The sequence below is a fragment of the Streptomyces sp. NBC_00028 genome (genome assembly GCF_045041065.1).
Taxonomy (GTDB): domain Bacteria; phylum Actinomycetota; class Actinomycetes; order Streptomycetales; family Streptomycetaceae; genus Streptomyces.
In genome coordinates this window covers 9,235,070-9,259,341 of record NZ_CP108293.1, presented here as the reverse complement: position 1 = coordinate 9,259,341, position 24,272 = coordinate 9,235,070, and the positions used below count along the sequence as shown (strand labels likewise).

Genomic DNA, 24,272 nt, shown 5'->3' with positions numbered 1-24,272 from the left:
CATGGTGATCCACTTCCGGAGGACAGCATGCGCGCCCGAGACGACGCGGACTCTCTCGACCAGGCCACCAGCGAGTTCCTGACCGCACGCCCACGGCTCTTCGGCATCGCCTACCGCATGCTGGGGAGCGTCGTGGAGGCCGAGGACATCGTCCAGGAGGCGTGGCTGCGCTGGCAGAACACCGACCACGCCGAGATCCAGGACCCGGCCGCGTTCCTGGCCACGGTCACCTCCCGGCTGGCCATCAACCTCGCCCGGTCCGCGCCCAAGCGACGGGAGGCGTACGTCGGGCCCTGGCTGCCGGAGCCGGTGGAGACGAGCGCGGATCCGCAGGTGGGCGCGGAGCGGGCGGAGGCGGTCGATCTGGCGGTGCTGTTCCTGCTGGAGAAGCTGAACCCGGTGGAACGAGCCGCGTACGTGCTCAGAGAGGCCTTCGACTACCCCTACCAGCGCATCGCGGAGATGCTGGAGACCAGCGACGCCAACGCCCGGCAGCTGGTCAGCCGGGCCCGCAGGCACCTGGCGGCGGAGCGCCGGGAGCCGGTGAGCCCCGCCGCCCACCGCAGATTGCTGGAGGTGTTCCTCTCCGCCGCGCGGACCGGTGAGCTGTCGGTCCTGGAGGAGGTCCTCACCATGGACGTCGTCAGCTACACCGACGGCGGCGGGATGCGCGGAGCCTCCAGGATCCCGGTCATCGGGCGTCCGCACGTCTCCAAGTTCATCGTCGCCTTCGCGCCGCGCTTCTGGCCGGGTACCGAGGAGCGCTGGGTCGAGGCCAACGGCCGGCCCGCCGTCCTCGTCACCGCCGGCGACAAGGTGCTGGCCCTGGTCACCGCCGAGGTGTCGGAGCGCGGCATCGAGCGCCTCCTGTGGGTCCTGAACCCGGCGAAGCTGGCCCCGTTCGTGGCCTCCCTGGACGGCTGAGGCACCCACCGCGTCACCGGTGACCGAAGTTCTGCGCAGCCAGTCCGGCGCAACCGTGTCACAGGCGGAAGGGCTGTCCGGTCTTGTCTGGTGCAGAACGCATTCACGCACAGCACCGGAAGGAATTCCGTCATGAAGGTCGTAGTGATCGGTGGCACCGGGCTCATCGGCTCCAAGCTGATCGGCCGGCTCGAGGAGCACGGGCACGAGGCGGTCGCGGCAGCGCCCAGCACCGGAGTCAACACCCTCACGGGCGAGGGGCTGGCCGATGTCCTCAAGGGCGCATCGGTCGTCGTCGACGTGTCCAACTCCCCCTCCTTCGAGGACGCGGCGGTCCTGGAGTTCTTCCGCACCTCCACCGCCAACCTCCTCAAGGCGGAGTCCGAGGCCGGAGTGGCCCATCACGTGGCCCTGTCCGTCGTCGGCACCGACCGCCTCCAGGCCAGCGGCTACTTCCGTGCCAAGCAGGTCCAGGAGGAGTTGATCAAGGCGTCCGACGTGGCGCACACCATCGTCCACGCCACGCAGTTCTTCGAGTTCGCGAAGGGCCTCGCCGACGGCATGACCGACGGGGACACCGTCCGTCTGCCCGATGCCAGGATCCAGCCCATGGTCTCCGACGACGTGGCCGCGGCCGTCGCCCGCGCCTCGGTCGGCGACCCGGTGAACGGCGTGGTCGAGACCGCCGGACCCGAGGTGTTCCAGCTGGAGGAGTTCATCCGCATGGGGCTCGCCGCCCAGAACGACCCGCGCACGATCGTGACGGACCCGAAGGCGACGTACTGGGGCGCCGAGCTGCGGGAGAACACCCTCCTGCCGGGCTCGGGCGCCCGCCTCGCCGAGACCCGGTTCGCGGACTGGCTCGCCCAGCAGGCATGATCCCCCGCGGTCGGCCCCTGCCGGGAGGCGGGGGCCTGCCGCCCACGTGTCAGGAACAGGCCTGCACGGCAGCGTCCCAGACACCCGGATCCTGCCGGTGGTTCGCCTGTCCCCCGGCGAGGACGAACCGCAGCTCCTGGACGTGCGGGGTGTCCGCGGGCAGTCGCAGTCGCTCCAGGAGGACCAGCGCGGCGGCGGGTTCCAGAGCGCCGTAGACGTCGTGGTACCCGGCCAGCAGTCCCTCGAAGAGCGCCGGGTGCAGGGCGGGAAGGCGTACGGCGGTGTCGTAGGCGTTCTCCTTCACCGGCCACGGCACCGGACCCGAGCACGCGAGGACCCGACGGGCCCGGCGGACCAGGGCGTCCGAACCTTCCACCACCACCCGCTCGACATCGTTGCCGAGCACTTCGGCGAAGGCCGTCTCGACGGTGGCGCGGTCCTCGAACCAGTCGACCCACAGCGAGTACGTGACCGTCTCGGCGTCCCGCTCGGCCTCCAGCCGCCGACGGTAGCCGTCCCACAGCGCGTCGGCGGGCAGCGGGCCGTCCGGGCCCTGGTGGGCGAAACGGATCTCGCACGTCACCCAGTACTCGTCGAGGAGGTCCAGCAGTCCGAACGCCAGCCGCACCTGACCGGCCGCGTCCAGATCGTCGTCGGCGAACACCTCCTCGGCCCAGGAGTGCGCGACCTGACCGGCGGTGAGCGGCTGACCGGGCGCCTCGGCGCGGATCCACCCGTCGCCGGCCTGCCGCACACCCCGCTCGCCCAGCCAGCGCCGCGCGTCCTCCATGGCTTGCGTCGTCATCCGGGAAGTATGACCGGCCCGGCCACGCCCCTGGTCCGCGGGTGTCAGGCGTCGAAGCGGTACGAGCCCGCCCGCGCCCGGTAGTCCCGGTAGGCGGCCCCTCCCGAGGTGTCGTCACGAAGGTGGGTGACGCCCCGGGGCGCGCTGTTCGCACAGCGAGGTGGCGTCGGTGGGCTTCTTGACAAGGTTGTTTCGCTCGGCCCGCTCCAGGTTGCGCGGGAGGCGGCTGAGCAGGGCGTTGTCGGTGCCGAAGGCGCTCGACACGGTGGGGCCGGTCGGTGATTTCGTGCGGTTGCTGTTCAGCAGTCGGCGGTCATGGGACGACGCGACTGCGACGTTCGATCATGACGACGTCTCGCCACACTCCATGATGACGACCAATGCGTTCGCGCGTGCCGATGACGCGGAATCCTGCCGCGAGATGCAGCGCAAGGCTGCCCTTGTTCTCGGGGAAGACGCCTGACTGGATGGTCCAGATGCCCGCCGCCTCGGTCGAGATGATGAAGGCGTCGAGCAATGCGCTACCCATTCCTCGGCCGCGAGCACCGGGATGGACGTACACCGAATGTTCGACGACCCCGGCGTACACGCACCGATCCGAGACCGGCACCGCCGCAACCCAGCCCAGCACGCTGCCGGTCTCGGCAAGGGCGACGTAACGGTGCCGGGACAGCTTGGCCGTGTCGAACTCCTCCCATGTGGGAGCCGCGGTCTCAAAGGTGGCGTTGCCCTCGTCGATGCCGAGTCGGTAGATCGTCAGCACCTCGTCCGCGTGCTCGGCCGCCATCGCAGCGATGCGGATCCCGTCAGCCGGACTCATGGTCAACTCACCCGGGTCATCTCGTCGACAAGCTCACGGACGCGCTTCTCGATCTCGTCACGGATCGGGCGGACGGCGTCGAGTCCTTGCCCGGCGGGGTCGGGAAGCTCCCAGTCCAGGTAACGCTTGCCGGGGAAGACCGGGCAGGTGTCCCCGCAGCCCATCGTGATGACGACGTCCGATGCCTGGACCGCCTCCACGGTGAGAACCTTGGGGACCTCGGCGGAGATGTCGATGCCCACCTCAGCGAGGGCGTCGACGGCGACGGCATTCACGGTGGCGGCGGGAGCGGAGCCGGCGGAGCGCACCTGGACGTGATCGCCAGCCAGGTGGGTGAGGAAGGCGGCGGCCATCTGTGAGCGCCCGGCGTTGTGGACGCAGACGAACAGGACGGACGGGCGCTCGGCGGGTGTGGGCATGGCGAGTGTCCTTCTGGGCGCGGTGAGTGTCAGGAGATGGCTGGGGCGGTGAGTTCGGGCTCGCCCTGGACGGCGCCGTCCTCGGTCGCTGCAGGTGCGGGCCGGGCGAACACGGCGGACACGAGGCCCGAGCCGAGTGCGGCACCGGCGATCTGTGCCGCGACGAAGGGCGCGACGGAGGCAGGGGCTATCCCCGCGAAGGTGTCGGTGAAGGCGCGGCCGATGGTGACGGCCGGGTTGGCGAACGACGTGGAGGACGTGAACCAGTACGCCGCTCCTATGTAGGACGCCACGGCCACTGACGTGAAGTGGGCCCGGCCGGTGCGGGCGAGCCCGAGGATCAGGAAGACGATCCCTGCTGTCGCGACGACTTCGCCGAGCCACAGGTGACCGGCGGACCGGTCATGGGTCGACCAATGCACCAATGGCCTGGCGAACATGGCGTCGGCCAGGACAGCACCGCCGATCGCCCCGACCGTCTGCGCGGGGAGGTACGCGGCCACGTCCCGAAGGGTCGGCCCGTCGTGGGCACGCCGGCCGGTGAACCACACCGCGAGCGTGACGACCGGGTTGAAGTGAGCGCCGGAGACCGGACCGAGCAGGGCGATGAGCACGCCCAGGCCGAAGACGGTCGCGAGGGAGTTGGCGAGCAGTTGCACACCGATGTCATCGGTCAGCTGGGTGGCCTGGATGCCGGAGCCGACCACCACCGCGACAAGGGCGGCCGACCCCAGCGACTCGGCGAGAACCCGGCGCAGGAGTGATGCGCTCACCCGGCCGCCTCCACCTTCTGCGCGGCGGTCAGAAACGTGGACAACCGCTCCAGGACGGCAGGCAGCACCCAGTAGTAGACCCACGTCCCCCGACGCTCGCAATCGATCAGACCCGCCAGTCGGAGCAGCTTGAGGTGATGCGAGATCGTCGGCTGAGACAGATCGAATGCCGGGGTCAGGTCACACACGCACACCTCTCCACCTGCCCCCGTGGCGATCATTGAGAGCAGGCGCAGCCGGACCGGGTCGCCCAAGGCCTTGAAGATCTTCGCCAGTTCGGCCGCCTGGTCATCGCCCAGGGGCACCACGACCGGTTCCGGGCAGCAGGCCGCGGACAGATCATCCTGGCCAAGGACCACAAGCTCGTGCTTCGACATTCTTCTATATTGACGTTTCTCGATTCAGGGCGCAAGCTCTGTATCGACAGACATCAATGCAAGCAGATGGGAATGTGCCATGTCCCGTGCCCAGCTAGCCCTGCGCGTCAGTGACCTGGAAGCGTCGGTCGCCTTCTACTCCAAGCTCTTCGGCACCGAACCGGCCAAGCGACGCGCCGGCTACGCCAACTTCGCCCTCACCGAGCCTCCGCTCAAGCTCGTCCTGATCGAGGGCGAGGCCGGCGAGGACACCCGCCTGGACCACCTCGGCGTCGAAGTCGAGTCCACCGAGCAGGTCAACGCCGCCACCGCCCGATTGAAGGACGCCGGACTGGCCACCTTCGCCGAGAACGACACCTCCTGTTGCTACGCCGTCCAGGACAAGGTGTGGGTCCACGGTCCCGGTCAGGAGCCGTGGGAGGTGTACGTCGTCAAGGCCGATGCCGACACTCTCGACAGGAGCGCCGACCCGGACACCACCGGCGATGGCTGCTGCACCGGCCAGGCCACCGACTCGGAAGCGACCTCCACCACCGCGGGATGCGGCTGCGGCTGATCGCGTCATGCGAACCCGGGCCCCGGCTTGAGTGCTCGGCGGGCACGCACCACCACGCCACCAACGATGACCGCTCGGCTGCCTGGCCTATCGCGTGCAAGCCTGAGGTCAGGTCGTCAAGAAGCCAGGTGCCCCGATCTCCCTCAACTGACGGCCTGGAAACAGGGTCCGGTCGGCTGAACTGGGGTGCCAGGCAGGCGATGTGACAGAGAGTCTTGAGTATTCCGCCCTGCCGCAACTGATCGACGAGCGGTCCGCCGCGTTCCGAAGTGCGGTTGCCGCCGCGCCCAGCCTTGACGCGCCGGTGCCGTCCTGCCCCGAGTGGACGTTGTTCGACCTGGTGCAGCACCTGGGTACGGGCCAGCGCTGGTGGGCCGCGATTGTCGCCGCGGGCCCGGCCGAGGCTCCGCCGGCCAAGGATGCCGCGGAGGCGCCGCGCGAGGTCGAGGCGCTGGTGGCCTGGTACGCCGAGTCGAACGAGCTGCTGTGCGTGCGCTGCGCGAGGCCGGCCCGGAGCGCGAGTGCTGGGCGTGGTGGCGCGCCGGCGTCTCCCCGGCGAATGCCTGGGGCGTTGCCCGGCGCCGGGTGCACGAGGTGCTGGTGCACACCTACGACGCCCAGCTCACCGCAGACGCCGTCCAGCCGATGCCCGCGGATGTCGCGATCGACGGCGTGGCCGAGTTTCTCGACACCTGCGACTCCACCCAGGCGGCCTGGCCGCACGAACCCGCCACCATCCACTACCACGCCACCGAGGGCCGCTCCTGGCTCCTCACCCTGGACGACACCGGCGCCTGGCCCGCACCCCTCACGGACGGCGCCGCGCCCGCCTCCGCTTCGGCCACCGGCACGGCCGAGCAGCTGCTCCTCTTCGTCTGGGGCCGCCTCACGCTGAACGACCTGAAGACCGAGGGCGACCCGCGGGTGTTCGAGCAGCTGATCGCCTGGGAGCCCGAGGAGTAGCCGGCCTCGTACGGCTCGGGCGTCTCGGCCGCCATCATGAAAACGCGGCTGCCGGCAGCTCTGCCTCGGTCTCTTCCCAGGGGATCCAGAGGCCCAGCTCGTCCTCCAGAAATCGTAGGAACGCGACGTCACCCAGCTCGTCTCCGCGCGGGACGAAGAGGAGCGCCACTTCCGCCGGGGCACCGTTCGTGAGGTGGGGCAGGCCGGGCTCGAAGGAGGTCACCGGTTCCCCTTCCAGGGCATAGTCGACACGGCTGAAGCCCCTGGCGTTGCGGTGGACGGTGAACGCCCTCCCCCGCCGGGACAGCGCGGCGAGGTAACTCCCTGTGTGGCACTGGAACTCCTCCAGCGCATACGCCCACCCCGGCACCGCACCCGCTCGCACGACGGTGCCCGGCGGATCGGGCAGAAAGCCTCCGCTCGTCAGACGGGCGACCGCCGCTTCGTCTTCCCAGTCCAGGAAGTCGAGGTCGCTGATGTGGTCGTCCCGGTCCCTGACCAGCAACTCGTACGCAGCGGAGCGGGTCAGCGGGACGATGTGCGGTTCCTCGGCACCTACGCTGCGCAGCAGTTCGTGCGGTGAGAGACCCTCGCTGAGTGTGAGGGTGAAGCTGACGTCGTAGACGTCCGCAATCCAACGCAGACCGTTCCGCTCACGTCCCCGAACCATCAGGACCCAGCCAGGGGACGCCCCGCTTTAGCGGGGTGGGGAATGGCTTGTGAACTCTGCTCCGACCTCAACTGGGTGCATGGATCCGCACTGTTCACCTGAGCCCACCTTAGTCCTTCGCGGCATGGGCGGACCACCGGGCGGACTTCGCGGCCTGAGCGGCCCTCGTCACTTCTCGGCCGGGTAGACGTCGGTCACCTTGCCCTGAGGGGTCGTCTGAAGGTAGCCGGACCCGTAGTCGTCGGACAGATACACGGACATCGAGGCCGGCTCGTCGAAGATGGTGTTCGCCGACTCCGCGACCACATAACGCAGTTTCGGATCGGGGACGTTCAACTTCTTGTCCGCCTCCTTCAGCAGCGCGGGGACCTTGTCCCATGCGTAGCCGTCGAGGGTGAACGGCTGCTTGCCGCCGGACAAGGAGTTCTTGATGATCCCCTCCACCACACCCCTGTCCGGGTAGTACGAGTAGGAGTCGTACTTGGTGTCGCTGCCCTTCACCATCACCTGGGCCGACACATAGTCGTCGTAGACCGTGAAGTCCCCGAACCTGTCTCGCCCCGTCTTCTCCTTCAACGCCTTGATGGCGATGCGGATGTTGGCCGGTGTCAGCATCGAGCCACTGGCGACGCCTCCGTCCGACTCGTCGGCCGCCTCCGACTCCTGACTCGACGGAGCGGAAGTCGTCCGCGACGCCTTCGGCTTGGGAGTCGACGACGTCGATGTGGATGTCGAGGGGCCGGCGCCCAGGTTGCCGCCCGTCTGGTCGTTGTCGTCCAGGGGCAGCAGCCACCACGCCAGGCCCACCGCGCCCACGACGGCGACGCCCGAGACAGCCCTCAGGACCGACGTGCCGGCGCCGCGTCCGCGGGTCGTCGTCACCGGTGCTGTCGGCGGCTGGGGGGATATCTGCACCGGTGGGCCGGGCAGGACCGGCGGCGGTCCGAAGCCCGTCGAGGTCGACGGGGGTGCGTGCGGCGGGGTGAGGGGGTACGACGTCGGCTCGTCCCCGACCGCCACCGGACTCGTCGGCCGGGACTCGATCTCGGCCAGTGCACGATCCAGTTCGGCCGCGGACGGTCGTGCCGCCGGGTCCCGTACCAGCACGCTCATCAGGATGTCGCCCAGGGCACCGGCCCGCGTGGGCGGTGGTACGTCCTCGTGCAGGACCGCGGCGAGAGTGGCCAGGGTGGCGCCTCGGCGCAGGGGGTGTCGGGCCTCCACGGCGGTGTACAGCATCATCGCCAGTGACCACAGGTCGGAGGCGGCGCCGCCTTCCTGGCCGGTGATGCGCTCGGGGGCCATGAAGTCGGCCGTGCCGATGATGGAGCCGGTGGCGGTGAGGGTGGTCGATTCACGGATCGCCGCGATGCCGAAGTCGGTGAGGACCGGGCGACCGTCCGGTCGCAGCAGCACGTTGGCGGGCTTGACGTCCCGGTGTTGGATACCGGCGTCGTGCGCGGCGGTCAACGCGGCCAGCACCCCGCGGCCGATCCGTGCCGCCTCGGCCGGTGGCATCGGGCCCTGGGCGAGGCGGTCGGCCAGGGAGCCGCCGCTGACCAGTTCCATGACCAGCCAGGGGTACGTGCCCTCGCCGCCGTCGACGATGTGGTGGATGGTCACGACGTTCGGGTGGTCGATCCGGGCCAGCGCCCTCGCCTCGCGCAGCACCCGCTCGCGCAGCAGCCGAGCGCCCTCGGGGTCGTACTCGGCTAGGTCGCGGTCGGGCGGGCGGACCTCCTTGACCGCCACCAGCCTGTGCAGCACCAGGTCCCTGGCGCGCCAGACCGTGCCCATCCCACCGCCACCGAGACGGGCCTCAAGCTCGAAGCGCCCGTCGACGACGCGTCGTTCGGCGCGTCTGTCTGCCTCACTCATGGGCCGGAGCCTAGCGGCCCGCACCGACACACCGCGCCGCCCCCTGGCTGCGACGACGCTTGACTTCGGTGGTCCCGGCTGGCTCGGTGGTGCACAGCAGTACCCCGCCAGTGCCCCGGCCGGCTCGATGGTGCGGGGCAGCCCCGCCCGTCCCCTCCCAGGGAGCGCAGAATGACCGGACCCGGACCCGGACCCATGGATCAGGCCCCCGACAGCACGGAGCTGCGGCGGACGGACCCGCTCACCCACCTCACCCTGGAGCAGCTGCGGCAGCGGACCAGCATGAAGTGGCGCACACACCCCGAGGACGTGCTTCCGCTCTGGGTCGCCGAGATGGACGTGCCGCTCGCCCCCGCTGTCGCCGAGGCTCTTCAGTCGGCGATCGAACTGGGCGACACCGGCTACCCGTACGGCACCGCGTACGCCGAGGCTCTCGCCGCGTTCGCGGCGGAGCGGTGGGGGTGGGACGGGCTGCGGGTGGAACGGACCGCGATCGTGCCGGACGTGATGCTGGGGATCGTCGAGGTGCTGCGGCTGCTGACCGATCCGGGCGATGCGGTCGTGGTGTGTTCGCCGGTGTACCCGCCGTTCTACGCGTTCGTCTCGCACGACGCCCGGCAGGTCGTCGAGGCGCGCCTCGGCGTAGATCTGCGGATCGACCTGGGCGCGCTGGAGGACGCCTTCGTGCGGGCCCGGGGCAAGGGGCGGCGACGCGCGGTGTTCCTGCTGTGCAACCCGCACAATCCCACCGGTGTCGTCCACACGCGCGAGGAGTTGGAGGCCGTCGCAGACCTCGCTCGTCGGCACGGCGTACGGGTCGTGTCCGACGAGATCCACGCGCCCCTGGTGCTGCCGGGCGCGACGTTCACTCCGTTCCTCGGTGTGGCCGGTGCCGAGAACGCGTTCGTGCTGGCCTCCGCCTCCAAGGCGTGGAACCTGGCGGGTCTGAAGGCGGCCCTGGCCGTCGCGGGCCCCGAGGCCGCCGACGAACTGAGGCTGCTGCCCGAGGAGGTCAGCCACGGGCCGAGTCATCTCGGCGTCATCGCCCACACCGCGGCCTTCCGCAAGGGCGGTGACTGGCTGGACGACCTGCTGCGCGGGCTCGACGCCAACCGGACCCTGCTCGGGCGCCTCGCCGAGCGACACCTCCCCGGCGTGCGATGTCATCGCCCCGAGGGGACGTATCTGGCGTGGCTGGACTGCACTCGGCTCGGGCTGCACACCGACCAGGGCGGCGACGGACCCGGCCTGGTCAGCGACCTGGCCGGGCCCGCGAAGTTCTTCCTCGACAGGGCCCGGGTCGCGCTCAGCTCGGGGCACGTCTTCGGCTCCGGCGGCGAGGGACACGTACGCCTCAACTTCGCGACACCGCCCGCCGTACTGCGCGAGGCGGTCCTCAGGATGGGACGCGCGCTGGACGAGGACCTCTAGGTCGTGTCCGCAAAGTCCCGTCGTCCGCCCGGAGGGCGGGCCGGGCGGCGTCAGGTGCGTGCTCTCGGCGTGCCGGGCACGAACCCGCGTACTGGTTGTACGTGGGTTTGTGCCCGGTGCGGCGAGAGGGCGTGCATGGCGGCTCCCGGCAGGCGGGACTTTGCGGACACGACCTAGGGCCGAAGGCCTCTTCGACGCCCCTCAGGACGATCCCCGTCACCGTCCCGTCGTGGGCGCTCCGTTCAGGACCTCGACCCGGCCCGTGTCCAGGGAGTAGTAGGCGCTGACCACGGCCAGGCCGCCCTGCTTCGCCAGCGGGGCGAGGGAGGTGTTGGTGCGCAGGGCCGCGGCGGTCTGCCGGGCGTGGACGCGGATCATGGTGTCGACGGGGTCGTCGGTCTTCTGCTTGAGCGTCGCCGCGTAGGCGGTGCGGAGGGAGTCTGCGATCGACTGGAGGTTGCCGGGCAGGGTCGTCCGGTCGTGCAGCGCCTTGTACGCCGCCTTGATCGCGCCGCAGCGCTGGTGGCCGAGGACCACGATCAGCGGGGTGCCCGCCGTGACGGGGCCGTACTCGACGGAGCCGGTGACGACCGGCGCGACCACCTGGCCGCCGGTGCGTATGACGAACAGGTCGCCGATGCCGGTGTCGAAGACCAGCTCCGGCGGCACCCGCGAGTCGATGCAGGACAGGACGACCGCGTACGGCTTCTGCTCCTCGGCGACCGCCTCGCGCCGGCGAGGGTCCTGGTCGGGGTGGAGCAGTGCGCCCTTCACCCAGCGCCGGTTGCCCTCCATGAGCCGCGTGAAGGCTGCCGAGGGAGTGGAGGGGGTCGCGGTCGCGCCCGCGGCTCCGACCTGGGTGACCTGCGGGGTGCCCGCGGCCGACGAACAGCCGGTCAGCAGGGCGGCGGTGGCCGCGAGGCCTCCGGTGACGATGGTCCTGCGCTGTGGGTGTGCGGTGATGCCCATGAGCTGTTCCCCTCCGGCTTGCGGTGCTGTGCTGAAGGCCGCTTCTCCTTGGTGGAGCGGCTGTTGCCACTCTCGCCAGCGGCGGGGAAGCGCAGATGCAGCGGTCGTGCAGGGCAGGGGAAGGAATGATCCAAAACGCGGAGGGTGACGAACGGGAAAGGATGATTTTCCGCATGGCGGAGGAAGAACGATCGGACGGACCAGTCACGCGAGCCCGGCCGACTCCTTGGTCCAGGACAACCTTTCGGCCATCTCGGCAGTCGAAACGATCATGTCCCAGATTCTCAACGGCCGAGGTGTCAGCGCCCGGTTCGACTCCGACGGAGTCCACATCACGCGCTCAGACCATCAGGTCGACATCCCGCTCTCGGCGATCCAGGACGTCCGTGCCGCGCAGGCACGGAGCGTGGAGATCCTGCTCACCGACGGCACGGCCCACCGGGTGGAGGGCGGCAACCCGACGGCACCGCCGCCTTCGTCGCCGCGCTCGTCCCGCTGCTGCCCGCCGAGCGGGTCCCCGGGGCCGGTGCCGTGGTCACCGACACGGAGTCGTCGCACGACTGGGGTCTGTACGCGATCATGGCGCTGGGCGCGGTGCTGGCCCTCGCCTATCTCGGGTACGCCGGGTGGGTCGCCTTCGCCCATGGTTCGCGCGTCCTCGGGGTCGTCCTCGGCCTCGTGCCGCTGCTGGGCGGTCTGACCATGCTCGGGGCCGGGCTGGCGGAGACGGTCCGCCGGGCCGTGCTGAGCCGACGCGGGATCACCGTCCTCGCCAAGGCGATCGGCAAGGACGGCAAGAAGACGGTGTACGGGTACACCGACGCCGACGGCGCCACCCATCGCTACACCTGCAAGCGCACGCTCCAGCGCATCCAGCTCGCCTACGACCCCGCCCGACGCGTGCAGGCCGCCCACGCGGACTGGCTTCCCTTCGTGGTGGGCCGGGTCTTCGTCAAGGTCGTCGGAGGCGCGTTCTGGGTGGTCATCGGCGCGGTGATGGTCTTCGGCGTGCTGTGGTGACGGTGCGTTCCGTGGGGCGGTACGGCGTGCCGCTCCTCGTCAACCTGTTGATCGGTGTCCCGGCGATCGCCGTGTGGGAGTCGGCCCGTTGGTACGCCGCCCACGGGCACTGCGGCCTCGATGACCTCGACCGGCCCGACCTGGACGGATGCACCTACCCGGAGATCGACCACAGCGGCCCCGTGCTGGTGTTCCTCGTCGTGACGGGCCTGTTCGTGCTGCTGCTGGTCCTGATCGCCGACGTCCTGCTCCCCCTGCGTCGCGAACGGCCGGTCAAGCCCTGGCTGTTGACCCTGCCTGCCGTAGTGCTGCCCTATCTCCTTCTGCTCGGTTCGGTGAACTGAAGGGGGCGGGCCGGCGGCGGCGCAGGCAGCACGACAAAGGGCCCGTTCCGCGAGTTGTGCGGAACGGGCCCCAGTCCTTGAGCGCCGGGCAGGCCTTGCACCTGCATTTCCCCGCAGGAAGCGGGGCGTCTTTCCTTGGACCACCAACGCAGTGCCGGTTTGCCGCAGTTGCGGTGACCGGCTCAAGATCAAGCATATCGTATGTGCGGCGGTGGTCCCGACCGTGTCAGCCGCGGCGGGGATCGACGAGGATCTTGGGGCCGAGGCCCGCGTCCGCCGGGCGCTTGTCGGCGAGTACGGCGCCGACATCGGTCAGGGCGACCGTCGCGGCGACGAGGGGGCGGGGATCGACCCGGCCCTCCGCGTACGCCCGGATCGCCGCGTCCAGACCGGGAGACGCGGACAACACCCCTACCGCGGTGACGTCCTTGAGGGCCAGGGTGCGGGTGTCGACGCGGCTGGGTTCGCCGGACAGGCCCACGTACACGAGACGTCCCGCCGGCTCGACCAACCGCAGGGCCAGGCCCGGCAGATGGGCGGCGTTGGAGGCGTCGACGACCGCGTCGTAGGGGAGGTCGGGGACGGTGTCCTCCCGCCAGACGTGCGCGAAGCCGAGTGCGTGGGCGAAGGCGAGGGAGGCGTCGGTCGCGCCCATCAGGTGGACCTCGGCCCCGGCGGCCCGGACGAACATCGCGGTGAGCAGGCCGATCGTGCCCGGGCCGAGGATCAGCACCCGGTCACCGGGACCGCAGGCCGTGGCCCGCGCCGCGCGCAGGGCGTTGCCGCCGGGTTCGACCAGGGCGCCGAGTTCGGCGTCGACGGCGTCGGGCAGGGCGTGCAACGACGAGGCGGGGACGGCCAGTTGCTCGGCGAGGGCGCCGGGGCGGCCGCCTCGCACGCCGACCTCCTGCCGTGTGTCGCACACATGCTGATGGCCGCGTCGGCAGCGGCGGCAGCCGCCGCAGCCGAGCATGGTGTCCCCCATGACGCGCCGGCCGAGCCACGCGGGGTCCACACCGTCGCCGACCGACACGACGCGCCCCGCCCACTCGTGGCCGAGCCGCATCGGATAGGCGGCGTGGCCCTGGTGGAGGTAGGTCATCGCGCCGGTGAAGAACTCGACGTCGGTGCCGCAGACGCCGACGCGTTCGACGTCGACGACGGCCTCGCCGGGGCCCGGCTTCGGGGCCGGGACCTCCTGGACCGCGTACTCCCCCGGTGCGGTGAGGACGAAGGCGCGCATGGGCGGGCGGCTCACCGCGGGGCGAGCACGTGCTGGCGCTGGGTGCCGAGGTGGTGGATGCCGAGTTCCATGACGTCTCCCGGCTGGAGGTACACCGGCGGGGTGAGGCCCATGCCGACGCCGGGCGGGGTGCCGGTGTTGATGAGGTCACCGGGTTCCAGGACGAGGAACTGGCTGAGGTAGTGCACGATGAAGTACGGGTCGAAGATCATGGTCTTGGTGCTGCCGGTCTGGCGGCGTACGCCGTTGACGTCCAGCCACATGTCGAGCGCGAGGACGTCGTCGATCTCGTCGGCGGTGGCGAGCCAGGGCCCCGCGGGGTTGAAGGTCTCGGCCGACTTGCCCTTGGCCCACTGTCCGCCGCGCTCCAGTTGGAAGGCGCGTTCGCTGACGTCGTTGACGACGACGTACCCGGCGATGGCGTCGCGGGCGTCGGCCACGGAGTCCAGGTAGGCGGTCCGGCGGCCGATGACGATGCCGAGTTCGACCTCCCAGTCGGTCTTGGCGGACCCGCGCGGGATGCGCACGTCGTCGTTCGGGCCGATCAGCGTGTTGGGCGACTTGGTGAACAGGATGGGCTCGTCGGGCACGGCCATGCCGCTCTCGGCCGCGTGGTCGCGGTAGTTGAGGCCGATGCACAGGATCTGGTGCGGGCGGGCGATCGGAGCGCCGATCCGTTCCCCGGCGAAGCGGGACACCTGCCCGGCGGCCACCCGTCCGGCGACGACGGGGCGGACGCGGTCGATGCCGCCCGAGCCGAAGAACGCCTCGTCGAAGTCGGTGACGGTGTCGGAGAGATCGACGTAGGTGTCGGCGTCGATTCGGGCGACGGGCTTCTCGGCGCCGGGCGCGCCTATACGCATGAGGTACATGGGGTTTCAGTCTCCAGGGGTGAGCGGGCGGTGCGGATCGCCGAGGGACCCGAGCGTGGCGCGGATCTCGTCCACCGCGTCGACCAGGGTCTGCACGGGGGTCCGGTAGGTGAGGGCGCTGACGCTGACGGCTCCGGACGGCACGGCCGGTGAGGTGGCGTAGAGGGGTACGGCGAGGCAGTTGACGCCGGTCTCGTTCTCCTCGTCGTCCACGGCGTAGCCGCGCTGCCGGACGGCTTCCAGGTCGTGGTGCAACTCCTCGGCCGTGCACCGGGTCCGCGGGGTTCGGCGCTCCAGTGGCGTGCGGCCGATCCAGTGTCGTACGGCGTCGAGCGTGTCCAACTCGTGGGCGAGCAGCAGCTTTCCGACGCCGGTCGCGTGGGCCGGGTTGCGGCCGCCCACGGTGGAGGTGAGGCGGGCTGCGCCGGTGGGCGGGTCGACCTTGGCGCGGTAGACGACCTCGCGTCCGTCGAGGACCGCGTAGTGGGCGGTCTCGCCGAAGCGCGCGGCGAGCGTCCGGAGCAGCGGGCCGACGCGGACGTGGTCCGGGCGGGCCTCGTGATGGGCGAAGGCCATGCGCAGGAACTCGTCGCCGAGCACATAACGGCCTCGGACGTCTTGGTCCGCGAGGCCGGCCCGGCGCAAGGCGCCCAGCGCCCGGTGCACGGTCGGTTTCGGGCTGCCGATCACCCGGGTCAGCTCTTCGAGGCCCACGCCGTCGGGGTAGTGGGCGAGTTGTTTGAGGACGGCGAGCACACGGTCCGAGCCCACCAGGCGTGGGGAGTCGTCGTCACCGGGGTCTGTCGGGCCGTCGTACGTCTGCGTATGCTCCATGGCGTTCCACAGATTAGACCTGGGTGTCGATTGTTGGAAGGGAGCTCCGGAGTGACGCTCCGCAGCGCGCAGTGGTACGGCGGACAGGACCGCAACGCCTACATCCACCGGGCGTGGATGCGCCGCGGTGTCCCGGACGACGCCTTCAGCGGGCGTCCGCAGATCGCGATCGCCAACACCGCCTCGGACCTGACCCCTTGCAACGCGCATCTGAACGAGGTCGCCGCCTCGGTCCGCGACGGTGTGTACGAGGCGGGCGGCATCCCGCTGGACCTGCCCGTGGTGTCGCTCGGCGAGACGAACGTACGGCCCACGGCCATGCTGTGGCGCAACATGGCGGCGATGGCCACCGAGGAGATGCTCCGCGCCAACCCCATCGACGGCGTGGTGCTCTTGGGCGGCTGCGACAAGACGATCCCGTCGCTGCTCATGGCCGCCGCGTCGGTGGATCTGCCCGCGGTCGTCGTACCGGGCGGCCCGATGCTGAACGGGACCTTCCGCGGTACCCCGCTGGGCTGCGGAACCGATGTGTGGCGGCTGTCGGAGGAGGTGCGGGCCGGCACGCTCACCCAGGAGCAGTTCACCCGCTCCGAGTCGGCGATGATCCGCAGCCGTGGGCACTGCAACACCATGGGCACCGCCTCGACGATGGCACTGGTGGCGGAGGCGCTCGGCACGGTCGTACCGGGCGTCGCCGGGACGCCCGCGCCCGACAGCCGACTGCTCCAGGCCGCGCACGGTACGGGCCGGCTGGCCGTGGACATGGTCGCCGCCGACCGACGGCCGGGCGCCTTCCTGACCCGGGCGAGCTTCCACAACGCGATCGTGGCGCTGGCCGCGATCGGCGGCTCCACCAACGCGGTCGTCCATCTGCTCGCCATCGCCGGGCGGTTGGGCATCGAGTTGGGCCTGGACGACTTCGACCGCGTCGGCTCGCGTGTGCCGGTCCTCGTGGACCTCCAGCCGGCCGGACGCTTCCTCATGGAGGACTTCCACCGCGCCGGAGGACTGCTCGCGGTGCTGCGCGAGGTCCGCGACCTGCTCGACCCGCAGGCGCTGACCGTCACCGGAGAGCCCCTCGTGCAGTACCTCGACGACGCCCCCATCTGGGATCCCGAGGTCATCCGCACCCGCTCCGAACCCCTCGTCGCCGAGGGCGGCATCGCGGTGCTGCGCGGCAACCTCGCCCCGCGCGGAGCGCTCGTCAAACCCGCGGCGGCCTCCCCGCATCTGCTGCGGCACCGCGGGCGGGCGGTGGTCTTCGACAGCATCGAGGACTTCCACGCCCGTATCGACGACCCGGACCTGGAGGTGGACGCCGACTCGGTCCTCGTGCTGCGCGGCTGCGGGCCCAAGGGGTATCCGGGCATGCCGGAGGTGTCGAACATGCCGCTGCCGAAGAAGCTTCTGGAGCAGGGGGTCCGGGACATGGTGCGGGTCTGCGACGGCCGGATGAGCGGTACGGCGTACGGGACGGTCGTGCTGCACGTGACACCGGAGGCCGCCGCGGGCGGACCGCTGGCCCTCGTGCGCACCGGGGACTTCGTCGTCCTCGACGTCGAGGCCCGCCGGATCGACGTCGACGTACCGGACGACGAACTCGCCCGCAGAACCCCCAACAAGGCCACCGTCGCCGGTTTCGCCAGCCCGCGGCGCGGCTGGGAGCGCCTCTACGTCGACCATGTGCTCCAGGCCGACACCGGGGCCGACCTGGACTTCCTGGTGGGGTCCAGCGGCTCGGAGGTGACCCGGGAGTCCCACTAGGGCACGGGAGTTCCTACGCGGCCCGGGCCCGCAACCGGCGCAGCATGCGGGCGTCCTCGAAGCCGACCGAGCGGGCCGCCGCGTCGAGGGTGGCGCCGTGGCTGATGAGGTGCTGGGCGCGTTCGAGGCGGAGGGTCTGCTGGTAGCGCAGCGGGGTCAGGCCGGTGGCGCGGGTGAACAGCCGGGTGAGGGTGCGTTCGCTGACGCCGGCGGCCGAGGCGAGGGCGGGCAGGGGCAGCGGCCGGTCGAAGCGGGTGTCGATGAGGTCCTGGACGCGGTGCACGGTGTCGTCGAGGTGGGAGCGGTGCCGGAACATCGCGCTGGACTGGGACTCGTGGCCGTTGCGGCGGGCGTAGACGACCATGTCCCGGGCGACCTTGGCGGCCACGGCCGGTCCGTGCCGGCCGGCGACCAGGTGCAGGGCGAGGTCGATACCGCTGGCGATGCCCGCCGAGGTGATGACGCGGTCGTCGGCGGTGAACAGGACGTCGCGGACGACCATCGCCCCCGGGTGCCGGGCGGCGAGTTCGTCCTGGACGTCGTGGTGCGTGGTGCAGTGGCGGCCCTTGAGCAGGCCTGCCTGGCCGAGCGCCTCGGCTCCGGCGCAGACGCTGGCCACCGTTCCGCCGCGGGCGTGGTGCTCGCGCAGGGCCCGCAGTACGGGGGCGCCGATCGGCGGCGAGTCGGCCAGGGTGACCGCGCGCCAGCCGGGGACGATCACGAGGTCATCGGTCCCGAGCTCGGGCCAGTCGACTCCGGCGACCAGCGGCAGGCCCTGCGCGGTGGGGACCTGCGGTCGCTCGGCGACGTAGGTGAGGGTGTAGGGGTGCCCGAAGTCGGCGGCCGTGGAGAAGACCTGCGCGGGTCCCGCCAGGTCCAGCAGGTGGACTCCGGGCACCAGGAAGAAGACGACGTGGCTCACGATCCGGTCATCATGCCGGACGCCGGGCCGCGGCCTCAAGGCCCTCGACGGTGGCGATGGTGGCGAAGCGTCCGGCGAGCGCGTACTCGGTACGGCGGACCACCTCGTCGGCGGGCAGGGTGCGCGGGTCGGCGAGCAGTTCGGCGACGCTCAGGTCGGCGGGGGCGTCGCGGTGCGGGATGGGGTTGGTCGCCGTCGCGTCGACCACGAACGTGACGTCGTAGCCGAGGTCGCTCGCGACGCGCGCGGTGGTCTCCACGCACTGCTCGGTGCGGATGCCGCAGACGGTGAGCTCGCGGATGCCCCGCTCGGTCAGCAGCTGCTGGAGGTTGGTGGTGGTGAACGCGTTGTGCGAGGTCTTGTGGAGGAGCGGCTCGCCGTCCCGCCGCTCCAGCTCCTCCATCAGCCGGACATGGCCGAGGGCGGGGTCGAAGACGTCGGCGCTGCCGGGCTCCGAGTGCAGCACCCACACCACCGGCTCCCCCGCCTCGCGGGCCAGCCGGACCAGCCGGTTCACCTTGTCGGTGATCTTCGGGTCGGAGATGGTCTCCCACAGCGGGCGGGCGCGGAAGGACTCCTGGACATCGATGACGATCAGGGCTCGGGTCATGTCCCCAGCGTGGCCCCTGCGGGCCGGGCGGTGACAGGCCGGATCGGGTCCGGGGGCGGACCGATCCGGTCATCGGTGCCTCGTTACCCGCGCGGTGGTCAGCGCACCCGGTCGTAGATCAGTGCCATCTCGCCCGACTCGCCGATGTCCCGGTGGGTGAGCGTCCACTTCGAGGCGGGCAGGCCGTCGTCGAACAGCCGCTCCCCGCCCCCGGCGATCTCGGGGCAGACGATCAGATAGAGCCGGTCGAGCAGGTCGGCAGCGAGGGCGGCCTTGATGACGCTCGCGCTGCTGTTGATGAGGATGTCGCCTTCGCCGTCGGCCTTGAGGTCGGCGAGGACGTCCGCGGTCGGGGCGTTCACCACGCGGGCGCGGTTCCAGGGTGCTTCGGTCAGCGTGGTCGACAGGACCACCTTCTCGGTGTCGACCAGCCACTTCGCGTATCCGCGGTCGCGCGGGTCGGCGTTGTCGTCCTCGGCGACCGAAGGCCAGAAGCCGAGGAAGCCCTCGGCGTTGCGGCGGCCGAGCAGCACCGTCGTCGCGTTCACGTGGATACGGGTGAGGTGGTTCCGCGCGACCTCGGTGATCGCGTACGGGACGATCGCGCCGAGGTCGCCGGGACCGCCGGGGCCGTTGAACCGTCCGTCGAGGGTGAGGCTGATGTTCGCGGTGACCTTGCGGCCGGTCGAGTCGCTCATGGCTGCGCTTCCTTATCCGTTGGTCCGTGCGTCGGTCGTGCCCTTGGTGGTGTGCGCCGCGCCGAGGGTGTCGGCGAGGTTGTCGAGCACCCGCTCCCAGCCGGTTCCGATCCCGGCGATGTAGGGGGCCGCTTCGACGGTCGTGTCGGTGATGCGGAGGTCGAGCCGGAGCCGTGTCCCGTCGGGGGCGTCGGCGAGGCTCAGGTCGTAGTGGCCGGTGAACGAGACCCCACCCGCGGCGTCCAGCACCGAGAGGTCGAACACGAGGTGCTCGCGGTCCGTCGCGGTGTGGACCCGGCCCTCGGAGCGGTAGCGCCCTTCGGCGTCCCGGTACTCGAGGACGGCCGCCCCGCCGGGCCGTGCCTCCAGGACGCACTCGGTGATCGTCATCGGCGGCGGGGCCCACCAGGACCCGAGCAGGTCCGCGTCGGTCCAGTGCCGCCACACGAGGTCCCGGGGCGCGGGGAGTACGCGCTCGAAGGAGAACGTGCGTCCGTCCGCCCACCGTTCCCGGTCCGCCGCCGCGGTCTCCGCCTCGATGGCGGCGCGGTAGCGCGCGATGACATCCCGCTCGCCCGCGTGTGCTCCGGCGGTCTCGACCAGCTCTCGCAGTCGGTGCTCCAGACCCGCCAGGGGTGCGGTCTCGACGGCGTAGACCCGGCGTTGCCCCAGCGGGAAGACCGTCACGAGGCCGGCCCGGGCGAGGGTCTGCAGATGCTTGGTGGTCTGGGGCTGGCGCAACCCGGTCAGCTCCGCCAGTTCACCGACGGACCGGGGGCGCTCGACGAGGAGTTCGACGATGCGCCACCGCGCTCCGTCTCCCAGTGCTGCTGCGATCCGTTCCATGCCCTGAAGTATTCCCCATGACGAATATTCTCGTCAAGGAATTCAACGAGAGCGATTCGTGTACGCCGCGACCGCCATCACCACGACGGAGACCGCGACGATCCCGGCGCCTACGAAGAGCGGTGCCCGGTACCCCAGGCCCGCCGAGAGGGCGAGCCCGCCGAGCCAGGCACCAAGGGCGTTGCCGACGTTGGACGCGGACACGTTGGCGCCGGCCGCGAGGGCCGCGCCGTGGGCATGGTCGGTGACGCGGGTGATCATGCCGGGGACGGCGGCGAACCCGGTCAGCCCCAGCAGGAAGACCAGGGCGACGGAGGCGGGGGCGTTGGCGGCCAGCAGGCCGAACGCGGCCAGGGTGACGGTCAGTCCGAGGAGGGCGAGCAGCAGGGCGCGGTCGCGATCACGGTCGGCCGCTCGCCCGCCGATCACATTGCCGACGACGAGGCCGACGCCGTACACCATCAGCAGCCAGGCGACGTCCGCCGCCGAGAAGCCGCCGACCTCGGTGAACGTGTAGGCGAGATAGCTGAACGCGCCGAACATCCCGCCGTAGCCGAGCGCGGTGGCCGTCAGGGTCAGCCAGACCTGCCAGGAGCGGAAGGCGCGGAGCTGGGTGCGCAGGTCGGTGGGCGGGACCTGCCCCGCCCACGCGGGCACCAGGGCGACGATCCCCGCCAGTGCCAGCACGCCGATCGCCGTCACCGCCCAGAACGCCGACCGCCAGCCCCAGCGTTCGCCGACCAGCGCGCCGAACGGCACGCCCAGCACGTTCGCCAGGGTCAGTCCGGCGAACATGACCGCCACCGCGCGGGACTTGCGCTCCGGCGCGACGAGGCTACGGGCGACCAGGGAGCCGATGCCGAAGAACGAGCCGTGGCACAGGGCCGCGACGATCCGCCCGAGCATCATCACGCGGTAGTCCGGCGCGACGGCCGACAGCAGGTTGCCGACGACGAACAGCGTCACCAGAGCGACCAGGACCCGCTTGCGGGACAGGCGTGCCGTCGCCGCCGTGAGGACGATCGCGCCGACCGCGACACTCAGCGCGTACCCGGAGATCAGCCGCCCCGCCACCGCCTCGGACACCGCGAGGTCCGAGGCCACCTGCGGCAGCAGTCCGGCGATCAGGAACTCGGTCAGGCCGATCCCGAAGCCCCCCAGCGCCAGCGCGACGAGGCCGGGCGGCAGCCGTCCGGCGGGCTTGCGGTGGAACGTCCGTACCTCGACCCCGAATCGGCTCATGATCCACCCTCGCCCGGGACGGCGGGCGGGTCCATGGACAAAGCCCGTCGCCCCTTGGACGAACGAACCCGCTCACGCCTGGGCGTGGATGACCGTGTCCGAGGGTTCGGCGGCGACGATGAGGACCCCCCGTTCCTCGCCCGAGGGCAGGGAGGCACGCCGGATCAGGTCCTCCCACTCCCTGGGCCATTGCGTGGTGTCGTCCCACAGGATGCCTTCGAGGCGTACGCCGTCCAGCTTGGCGGTGCTCAGATCAGCGCCGACGAAGTCGCTGCTGGCCCGCTCGACTTCGGCGACCGCCTTGGCGAGGGCGTCGGCCTGGTCGCAGCCCTGGGTCAGGTCGTCGATCAGGTCCTGCGCGATGGCGTCGACCCCGAACTGGTAGGCGGGCGTGGCCGGTTCGAGGGTGGCGACGGCCGGCGCCAGCTCCTCGTCGAGCAGTTGGCGGATGCGGTGCAGGTCGTGCAGCAGCCGTTCGGCGGGCTCGGCGAGGGCCGATTCGACGGCCACCAGATAGTCCAGACCGGTGAGCGTGACCGGGGAGCGCTGCGGCTTCGGCATCCGGGACAACTCCCGCAGATGCTCACGGAGTTGCTCCACCACCGATGCCGCGTCGACGACCGTTCGCGCGGTGTCCTCCAGGAGGTCGCTCAGGTTCTGCACGAGGCGTACGGCGACCCGCATGCCCTCGGCCAGATCGGCGGGCCAGTAGCGGTGGGCGAGGCAGAGGGCCTGCTGACGGTATTTCACCCGCACCGGCGAGGGGCGGTTGGAGAGCGGACCGCGCTCGGCGAGACGAGCCTCGTGCGCCAGGTCGCGCCGGGCGAGGGCGGCACGGGCCTCGCGGGAGCGGCGCCGGCTGACGGCGGCACCGACGGCGCGGTGGGTGGCGGCCAGCAACCGGTCCAACGCCAGGTCCGGAGTGCGCAGTTCGGGTGGGCCGCCCTGTGCGGCGAGGCGGTCGGTGACGGCGGTGCCGAGCCGCCGGTGAGCCCTCATGAGCAGCGCGTCGAGCCGGTCGGGACCGTCGAGGTCGGATGTGCGCGGGTCGCGGTCCATCACGTCGCCCTCCTCTCGTCGTCGAAGCGGCCTTCCAGGCGCAGCCCTTCCCTGAGGGCCGCCCTGGCCCGGGCCAGGTTCTGGCGTACGGCCGCCTGTGTCGTACCCATCGCGCGGGCGCTCTCCTCGGTGGTGAAGCCGTCCAAGTGCCAGGCCAGGGCGGCCCGTTGCTTGGCCGGAAGCTGGAGCAGCAGGGACATCACCCGGCGTTCCTCCTCTTCGAGCTCGGCGGCGTGCGCCGGGGTCTGCCAGCGCAGATGGGTCTCGGGCTCGGGCATCTCCGCGCAGGCGTCCTCGGGTTTGACCTGCTGGCTCACCCAGGACCGCCAGGCCACCCTGCGCAGCCAGGCGCGCGGGTGGGTGATCGACAGATCCGGCGCGCACATCTGGGTAAAGGCGTCCTGCGCGGCGTCCTGTGCCTCCACCCAGGAGGCGCCCTGGAACAGCAGGAAGCGGACCAGCGCCGGGTACTGCTCGTGGTGGAGCGCCTCGGCGAGTTCGATGCCGGGGAGCGGGACCGTACTGGTCTCGACGTGGTCGGCGCGATCGACGGCGGTGTCGATGTCAGTGCTGAGCGCGTCCTCCATGGCCGCTCCCCCCGTTCCGGCCGACACGGGCTGGGAGAGGATGCTGCGCCGTCCATCCGCCGGCGCTGCGGATCCGGTCGGTCTGCCCGTCCTCGGCGATGCGCGCCCGCTCCACGCCGGCGCTCAGCCGCCGTTGCGCGACCTTCACCATGCCGTTGACGACGCTGACGGCCACGGTCACCACCGCACCGACGATCACAGGATCCATGCCGTACCTGCCCCTTCCGGAGGTATCGCCCAGGCACCACCCGGGCATCGAACGCACCACAACAGTGCTGATTTCTCCGGGAGTTGTGACATTCGGCTGGTCACAGGGGTGCGTACGGGGCAGGCTGTACCCATGATCGGGAGGGGGACGGGCGGAATGTCACCGAGGGTTCTTCACGACCCGGTGTCCGGTGAGGTGGACCTCAGCGCCTCGGCCGCCGAGCTGCACCGGCTGGCGCGGGCCGTCGCCGAGGGCGAGGGGCTGCTGTGGACGACGGCCGGGCCGGACGGCGAGTCGCTGGCGGGCGTCGAGATCAGTGACGCGTCGGGCCCCGGCGTCCGTATCGGCCTGGACCCCGCCCGGCGTGTCCTGCTCATCGGCGGCGACGGCGACGCCCGGGCCCTCCTCGCGGCCAACCTGCACGACATGGCCGACGCGGAGGACGGCGGTCACCTCCACGTCGACCACTTCCCCGACCACCCCTATCTGGCCGAGGGATCCCTGCCGCTGGTGGTCAACAGCCCGCACGGGGGCATGCCGAGGCGCTGAGCCGCCCGGT

The 24,272-nt window shown here is 71.2% G+C and carries 30 protein-coding genes and 1 pseudogene; 10 read left to right on the top strand and 21 right to left on the bottom strand.

The window, feature by feature from the left end; translation table 11 throughout:
- The first annotated feature begins 27 nt into the window (after positions 1-27).
- Entirely contained in the window at positions 28-924 is an 897-nt protein-coding gene (locus OG885_RS41990; RefSeq protein WP_405741718.1) for an RNA polymerase sigma-70 factor, read from the top strand.
- A gap of 132 nt (positions 925-1,056) precedes the next feature.
- Entirely contained in the window at positions 1,057-1,803 is a 747-nt protein-coding gene (locus OG885_RS41985) for an SDR family oxidoreductase (protein WP_405741715.1), read from the top strand.
- A 49-nt stretch (positions 1,804-1,852) separates the two neighbouring features.
- Here OG885_RS41985 and OG885_RS41980 read toward each other — a convergent pair whose 3' ends face one another.
- From OG885_RS41980 to OG885_RS41955, 6 genes are all read right to left on the bottom strand, one after another.
- Entirely contained in the window at positions 1,853-2,608 is a 756-nt protein-coding gene (locus OG885_RS41980; RefSeq protein WP_405741712.1) for a hypothetical protein, read from the bottom strand.
- Positions 2,609-2,722: 114 nt separating this feature from the next.
- A complete protein-coding gene (locus OG885_RS41975) occupies positions 2,723-2,872 on the bottom strand; it encodes a hypothetical protein (RefSeq protein WP_405741709.1) in 150 nt (49 codons plus the stop codon).
- 49 nt (positions 2,873-2,921) lie between these two features.
- Entirely contained in the window at positions 2,922-3,428 is a 507-nt protein-coding gene (locus OG885_RS41970) for a GNAT family N-acetyltransferase (RefSeq protein WP_405741706.1), read from the bottom strand.
- 2 nt (positions 3,429-3,430) lie between these two features.
- On the bottom strand, positions 3,431-3,847 hold the full coding sequence (locus tag OG885_RS41965) for an arsenate reductase ArsC (protein WP_405741703.1): 417 nt from the start codon (positions 3,845-3,847) through the stop codon (positions 3,431-3,433).
- Positions 3,848-3,876: 29 nt separating this feature from the next.
- A complete protein-coding gene (locus OG885_RS41960; protein ID WP_405741700.1) occupies positions 3,877-4,620 on the bottom strand; it encodes an aquaporin in 744 nt (247 codons plus the stop codon).
- The gene (locus OG885_RS41955; protein WP_405741697.1) at positions 4,617-4,997 is read right to left on the bottom strand and encodes an ArsR/SmtB family transcription factor; all 381 of its coding nucleotides are present in this window, start codon (positions 4,995-4,997) and stop codon (positions 4,617-4,619) included. The genes OG885_RS41960 and OG885_RS41955 overlap by 4 nt, the downstream gene beginning before the upstream one ends.
- 79 nt (positions 4,998-5,076) lie before the next feature.
- Between OG885_RS41955 and OG885_RS41950 the strand changes: the two genes are divergently transcribed.
- The 3 genes and pseudogenes from OG885_RS41950 to OG885_RS41940 all read left to right on the top strand — a co-directional run bounded on the left by OG885_RS41950 (position 5,077) and on the right by OG885_RS41940 (position 6,516).
- Positions 5,077-5,553 carry an ArsI/CadI family heavy metal resistance metalloenzyme gene (locus OG885_RS41950; protein WP_405741694.1) on the top strand — a complete coding sequence of 159 codons (477 nt, stop codon included), beginning with the start codon at positions 5,077-5,079 and terminating at the stop codon, positions 5,551-5,553.
- Between the two features lie 202 nt (positions 5,554-5,755).
- Positions 5,756-6,055 (top strand): annotated as a pseudogene (locus tag OG885_RS41945) (maleylpyruvate isomerase N-terminal domain-containing protein); the annotation flags it as partial.
- Positions 6,040-6,516, top strand: a complete 477-nt coding sequence (locus OG885_RS41940) for a maleylpyruvate isomerase family mycothiol-dependent enzyme (protein WP_405741691.1) — start codon at positions 6,040-6,042, stop codon at positions 6,514-6,516. The pseudogene OG885_RS41945 and the gene OG885_RS41940, both read left to right, overlap by 16 nt.
- A 34-nt stretch (positions 6,517-6,550) precedes the next feature.
- Here the strand turns inward: OG885_RS41940 and OG885_RS41935 are convergent, their stop codons facing one another.
- Both OG885_RS41935 and OG885_RS41930 read right to left on the bottom strand, forming a co-directional pair.
- The gene (locus tag OG885_RS41935) at positions 6,551-7,186 is read right to left on the bottom strand and encodes a DUF6461 domain-containing protein (RefSeq protein ID WP_405741688.1); all 636 of its coding nucleotides are present in this window, start codon (positions 7,184-7,186) and stop codon (positions 6,551-6,553) included.
- A 168-nt stretch (positions 7,187-7,354) separates the two neighbouring features.
- The gene (locus tag OG885_RS41930) at positions 7,355-9,064 is read right to left on the bottom strand and encodes a serine/threonine-protein kinase (protein ID WP_405741685.1); all 1,710 of its coding nucleotides are present in this window, start codon (positions 9,062-9,064) and stop codon (positions 7,355-7,357) included.
- A gap of 195 nt (positions 9,065-9,259) precedes the next feature.
- Between OG885_RS41930 and OG885_RS41925 the strand changes: the two genes are divergently transcribed.
- The gene (locus tag OG885_RS41925) at positions 9,260-10,495 is read left to right on the top strand and encodes a MalY/PatB family protein (RefSeq protein WP_405743132.1); all 1,236 of its coding nucleotides are present in this window, start codon (positions 9,260-9,262) and stop codon (positions 10,493-10,495) included.
- A 216-nt stretch (positions 10,496-10,711) separates the two neighbouring features.
- Here the strand turns inward: OG885_RS41925 and OG885_RS41920 are convergent, their stop codons facing one another.
- Both OG885_RS41920 and OG885_RS41915 read right to left on the bottom strand, forming a co-directional pair.
- Positions 10,712-11,464 carry a carbonic anhydrase gene (locus OG885_RS41920; RefSeq protein ID WP_405741682.1) on the bottom strand — a complete coding sequence of 251 codons (753 nt, stop codon included), beginning with the start codon at positions 11,462-11,464 and terminating at the stop codon, positions 10,712-10,714.
- A gap of 348 nt (positions 11,465-11,812) precedes the next feature.
- Positions 11,813-12,022 (bottom strand): hypothetical protein, encoded by a 210-nt coding sequence (locus tag OG885_RS41915; RefSeq protein ID WP_405741680.1) that lies wholly within the window; start codon positions 12,020-12,022, stop codon positions 11,813-11,815.
- Between OG885_RS41915 and OG885_RS41910 the strand changes: the two genes are divergently transcribed.
- Positions 11,996-12,484: a hypothetical protein gene (locus tag OG885_RS41910; protein WP_405741677.1), complete on the top strand. Its 489-nt coding sequence runs from the start codon at positions 11,996-11,998 to the stop codon at positions 12,482-12,484. The genes OG885_RS41915 and OG885_RS41910 overlap by 27 nt on opposite strands.
- Positions 12,481-12,828 (top strand): hypothetical protein, encoded by a 348-nt coding sequence (locus OG885_RS41905; protein WP_405741674.1) that lies wholly within the window; start codon positions 12,481-12,483, stop codon positions 12,826-12,828. Before OG885_RS41910 ends, OG885_RS41905 begins: the two co-directional genes overlap by 4 nt.
- A 226-nt stretch (positions 12,829-13,054) precedes the next feature.
- Here the strand turns inward: OG885_RS41905 and OG885_RS41900 are convergent, their stop codons facing one another.
- Genes OG885_RS41900 through OG885_RS41890 form a run of 3 tightly spaced genes read right to left on the bottom strand, consistent with a single transcriptional unit; the run spans position 13,055 to position 15,777 of the window.
- On the bottom strand, positions 13,055-14,071 hold the full coding sequence (locus OG885_RS41900; protein ID WP_405741671.1) for a zinc-binding dehydrogenase: 1,017 nt from the start codon (positions 14,069-14,071) through the stop codon (positions 13,055-13,057).
- 11 nt (positions 14,072-14,082) lie between these two features.
- Positions 14,083-14,943: a fumarylacetoacetate hydrolase family protein gene (locus OG885_RS41895; RefSeq protein WP_405741668.1), complete on the bottom strand. Its 861-nt coding sequence runs from the start codon at positions 14,941-14,943 to the stop codon at positions 14,083-14,085.
- Positions 14,944-14,949: 6 nt separating this feature from the next.
- Positions 14,950-15,777 carry an IclR family transcriptional regulator gene (locus OG885_RS41890; RefSeq protein ID WP_405741665.1) on the bottom strand — a complete coding sequence of 276 codons (828 nt, stop codon included), beginning with the start codon at positions 15,775-15,777 and terminating at the stop codon, positions 14,950-14,952.
- Between the two features lie 51 nt (positions 15,778-15,828).
- Between OG885_RS41890 and OG885_RS41885 the strand changes: the two genes are divergently transcribed.
- Positions 15,829-17,541: an IlvD/Edd family dehydratase gene (locus OG885_RS41885; protein WP_405741662.1), complete on the top strand. Its 1,713-nt coding sequence runs from the start codon at positions 15,829-15,831 to the stop codon at positions 17,539-17,541.
- Between the two features lie 13 nt (positions 17,542-17,554).
- On the opposite strand, the gene OG885_RS41880 is transcribed toward OG885_RS41885, so the two are convergent.
- The 8 genes from OG885_RS41880 to OG885_RS41845 all read right to left on the bottom strand — a co-directional run bounded on the left by OG885_RS41880 (position 17,555) and on the right by OG885_RS41845 (position 23,713).
- Positions 17,555-18,463: a GlxA family transcriptional regulator gene (locus tag OG885_RS41880; RefSeq protein ID WP_405741659.1), complete on the bottom strand. Its 909-nt coding sequence runs from the start codon at positions 18,461-18,463 to the stop codon at positions 17,555-17,557.
- Positions 18,464-18,473: 10 nt separating this feature from the next.
- Positions 18,474-19,073, bottom strand: coding sequence for a cysteine hydrolase family protein (locus tag OG885_RS41875; protein ID WP_405741656.1), 600 nt, complete (start codon positions 19,071-19,073; stop codon positions 18,474-18,476).
- A gap of 98 nt (positions 19,074-19,171) precedes the next feature.
- A complete protein-coding gene (locus tag OG885_RS41870; protein WP_405741653.1) occupies positions 19,172-19,771 on the bottom strand; it encodes a dihydrofolate reductase family protein in 600 nt (199 codons plus the stop codon).
- 12 nt (positions 19,772-19,783) lie between these two features.
- On the bottom strand, positions 19,784-20,617 hold the full coding sequence (locus OG885_RS41865; RefSeq protein WP_405741650.1) for a metalloregulator ArsR/SmtB family transcription factor: 834 nt from the start codon (positions 20,615-20,617) through the stop codon (positions 19,784-19,786).
- A 42-nt stretch (positions 20,618-20,659) separates the two neighbouring features.
- Positions 20,660-21,805, bottom strand: a complete 1,146-nt coding sequence (locus tag OG885_RS41860) for an MFS transporter (protein ID WP_405743130.1) — start codon at positions 21,803-21,805, stop codon at positions 20,660-20,662.
- A 126-nt stretch (positions 21,806-21,931) separates the two neighbouring features.
- Complete coding sequence (locus OG885_RS41855; protein WP_405743129.1) at positions 21,932-22,918, bottom strand: hypothetical protein; 987 nt, start codon at positions 22,916-22,918, stop codon at positions 21,932-21,934.
- Positions 22,918-23,505, bottom strand: coding sequence for an RNA polymerase sigma factor (locus OG885_RS41850; RefSeq protein WP_405741647.1), 588 nt, complete (start codon positions 23,503-23,505; stop codon positions 22,918-22,920). Before OG885_RS41850 ends, OG885_RS41855 begins: the two co-directional genes overlap by 1 nt.
- Positions 23,483-23,713 carry a hypothetical protein gene (locus tag OG885_RS41845; RefSeq protein ID WP_405741644.1) on the bottom strand — a complete coding sequence of 77 codons (231 nt, stop codon included), beginning with the start codon at positions 23,711-23,713 and terminating at the stop codon, positions 23,483-23,485. The genes OG885_RS41850 and OG885_RS41845 overlap by 23 nt, the downstream gene beginning before the upstream one ends.
- Positions 23,714-23,869: 156 nt before the next feature.
- Here OG885_RS41845 and OG885_RS41840 point away from each other — a divergent pair, with 156 nt between their 5' ends.
- A complete protein-coding gene (locus tag OG885_RS41840; RefSeq protein WP_405741641.1) occupies positions 23,870-24,262 on the top strand; it encodes a hypothetical protein in 393 nt (130 codons plus the stop codon).
- Positions 24,263-24,272: the final 10 nt, after the last annotated feature.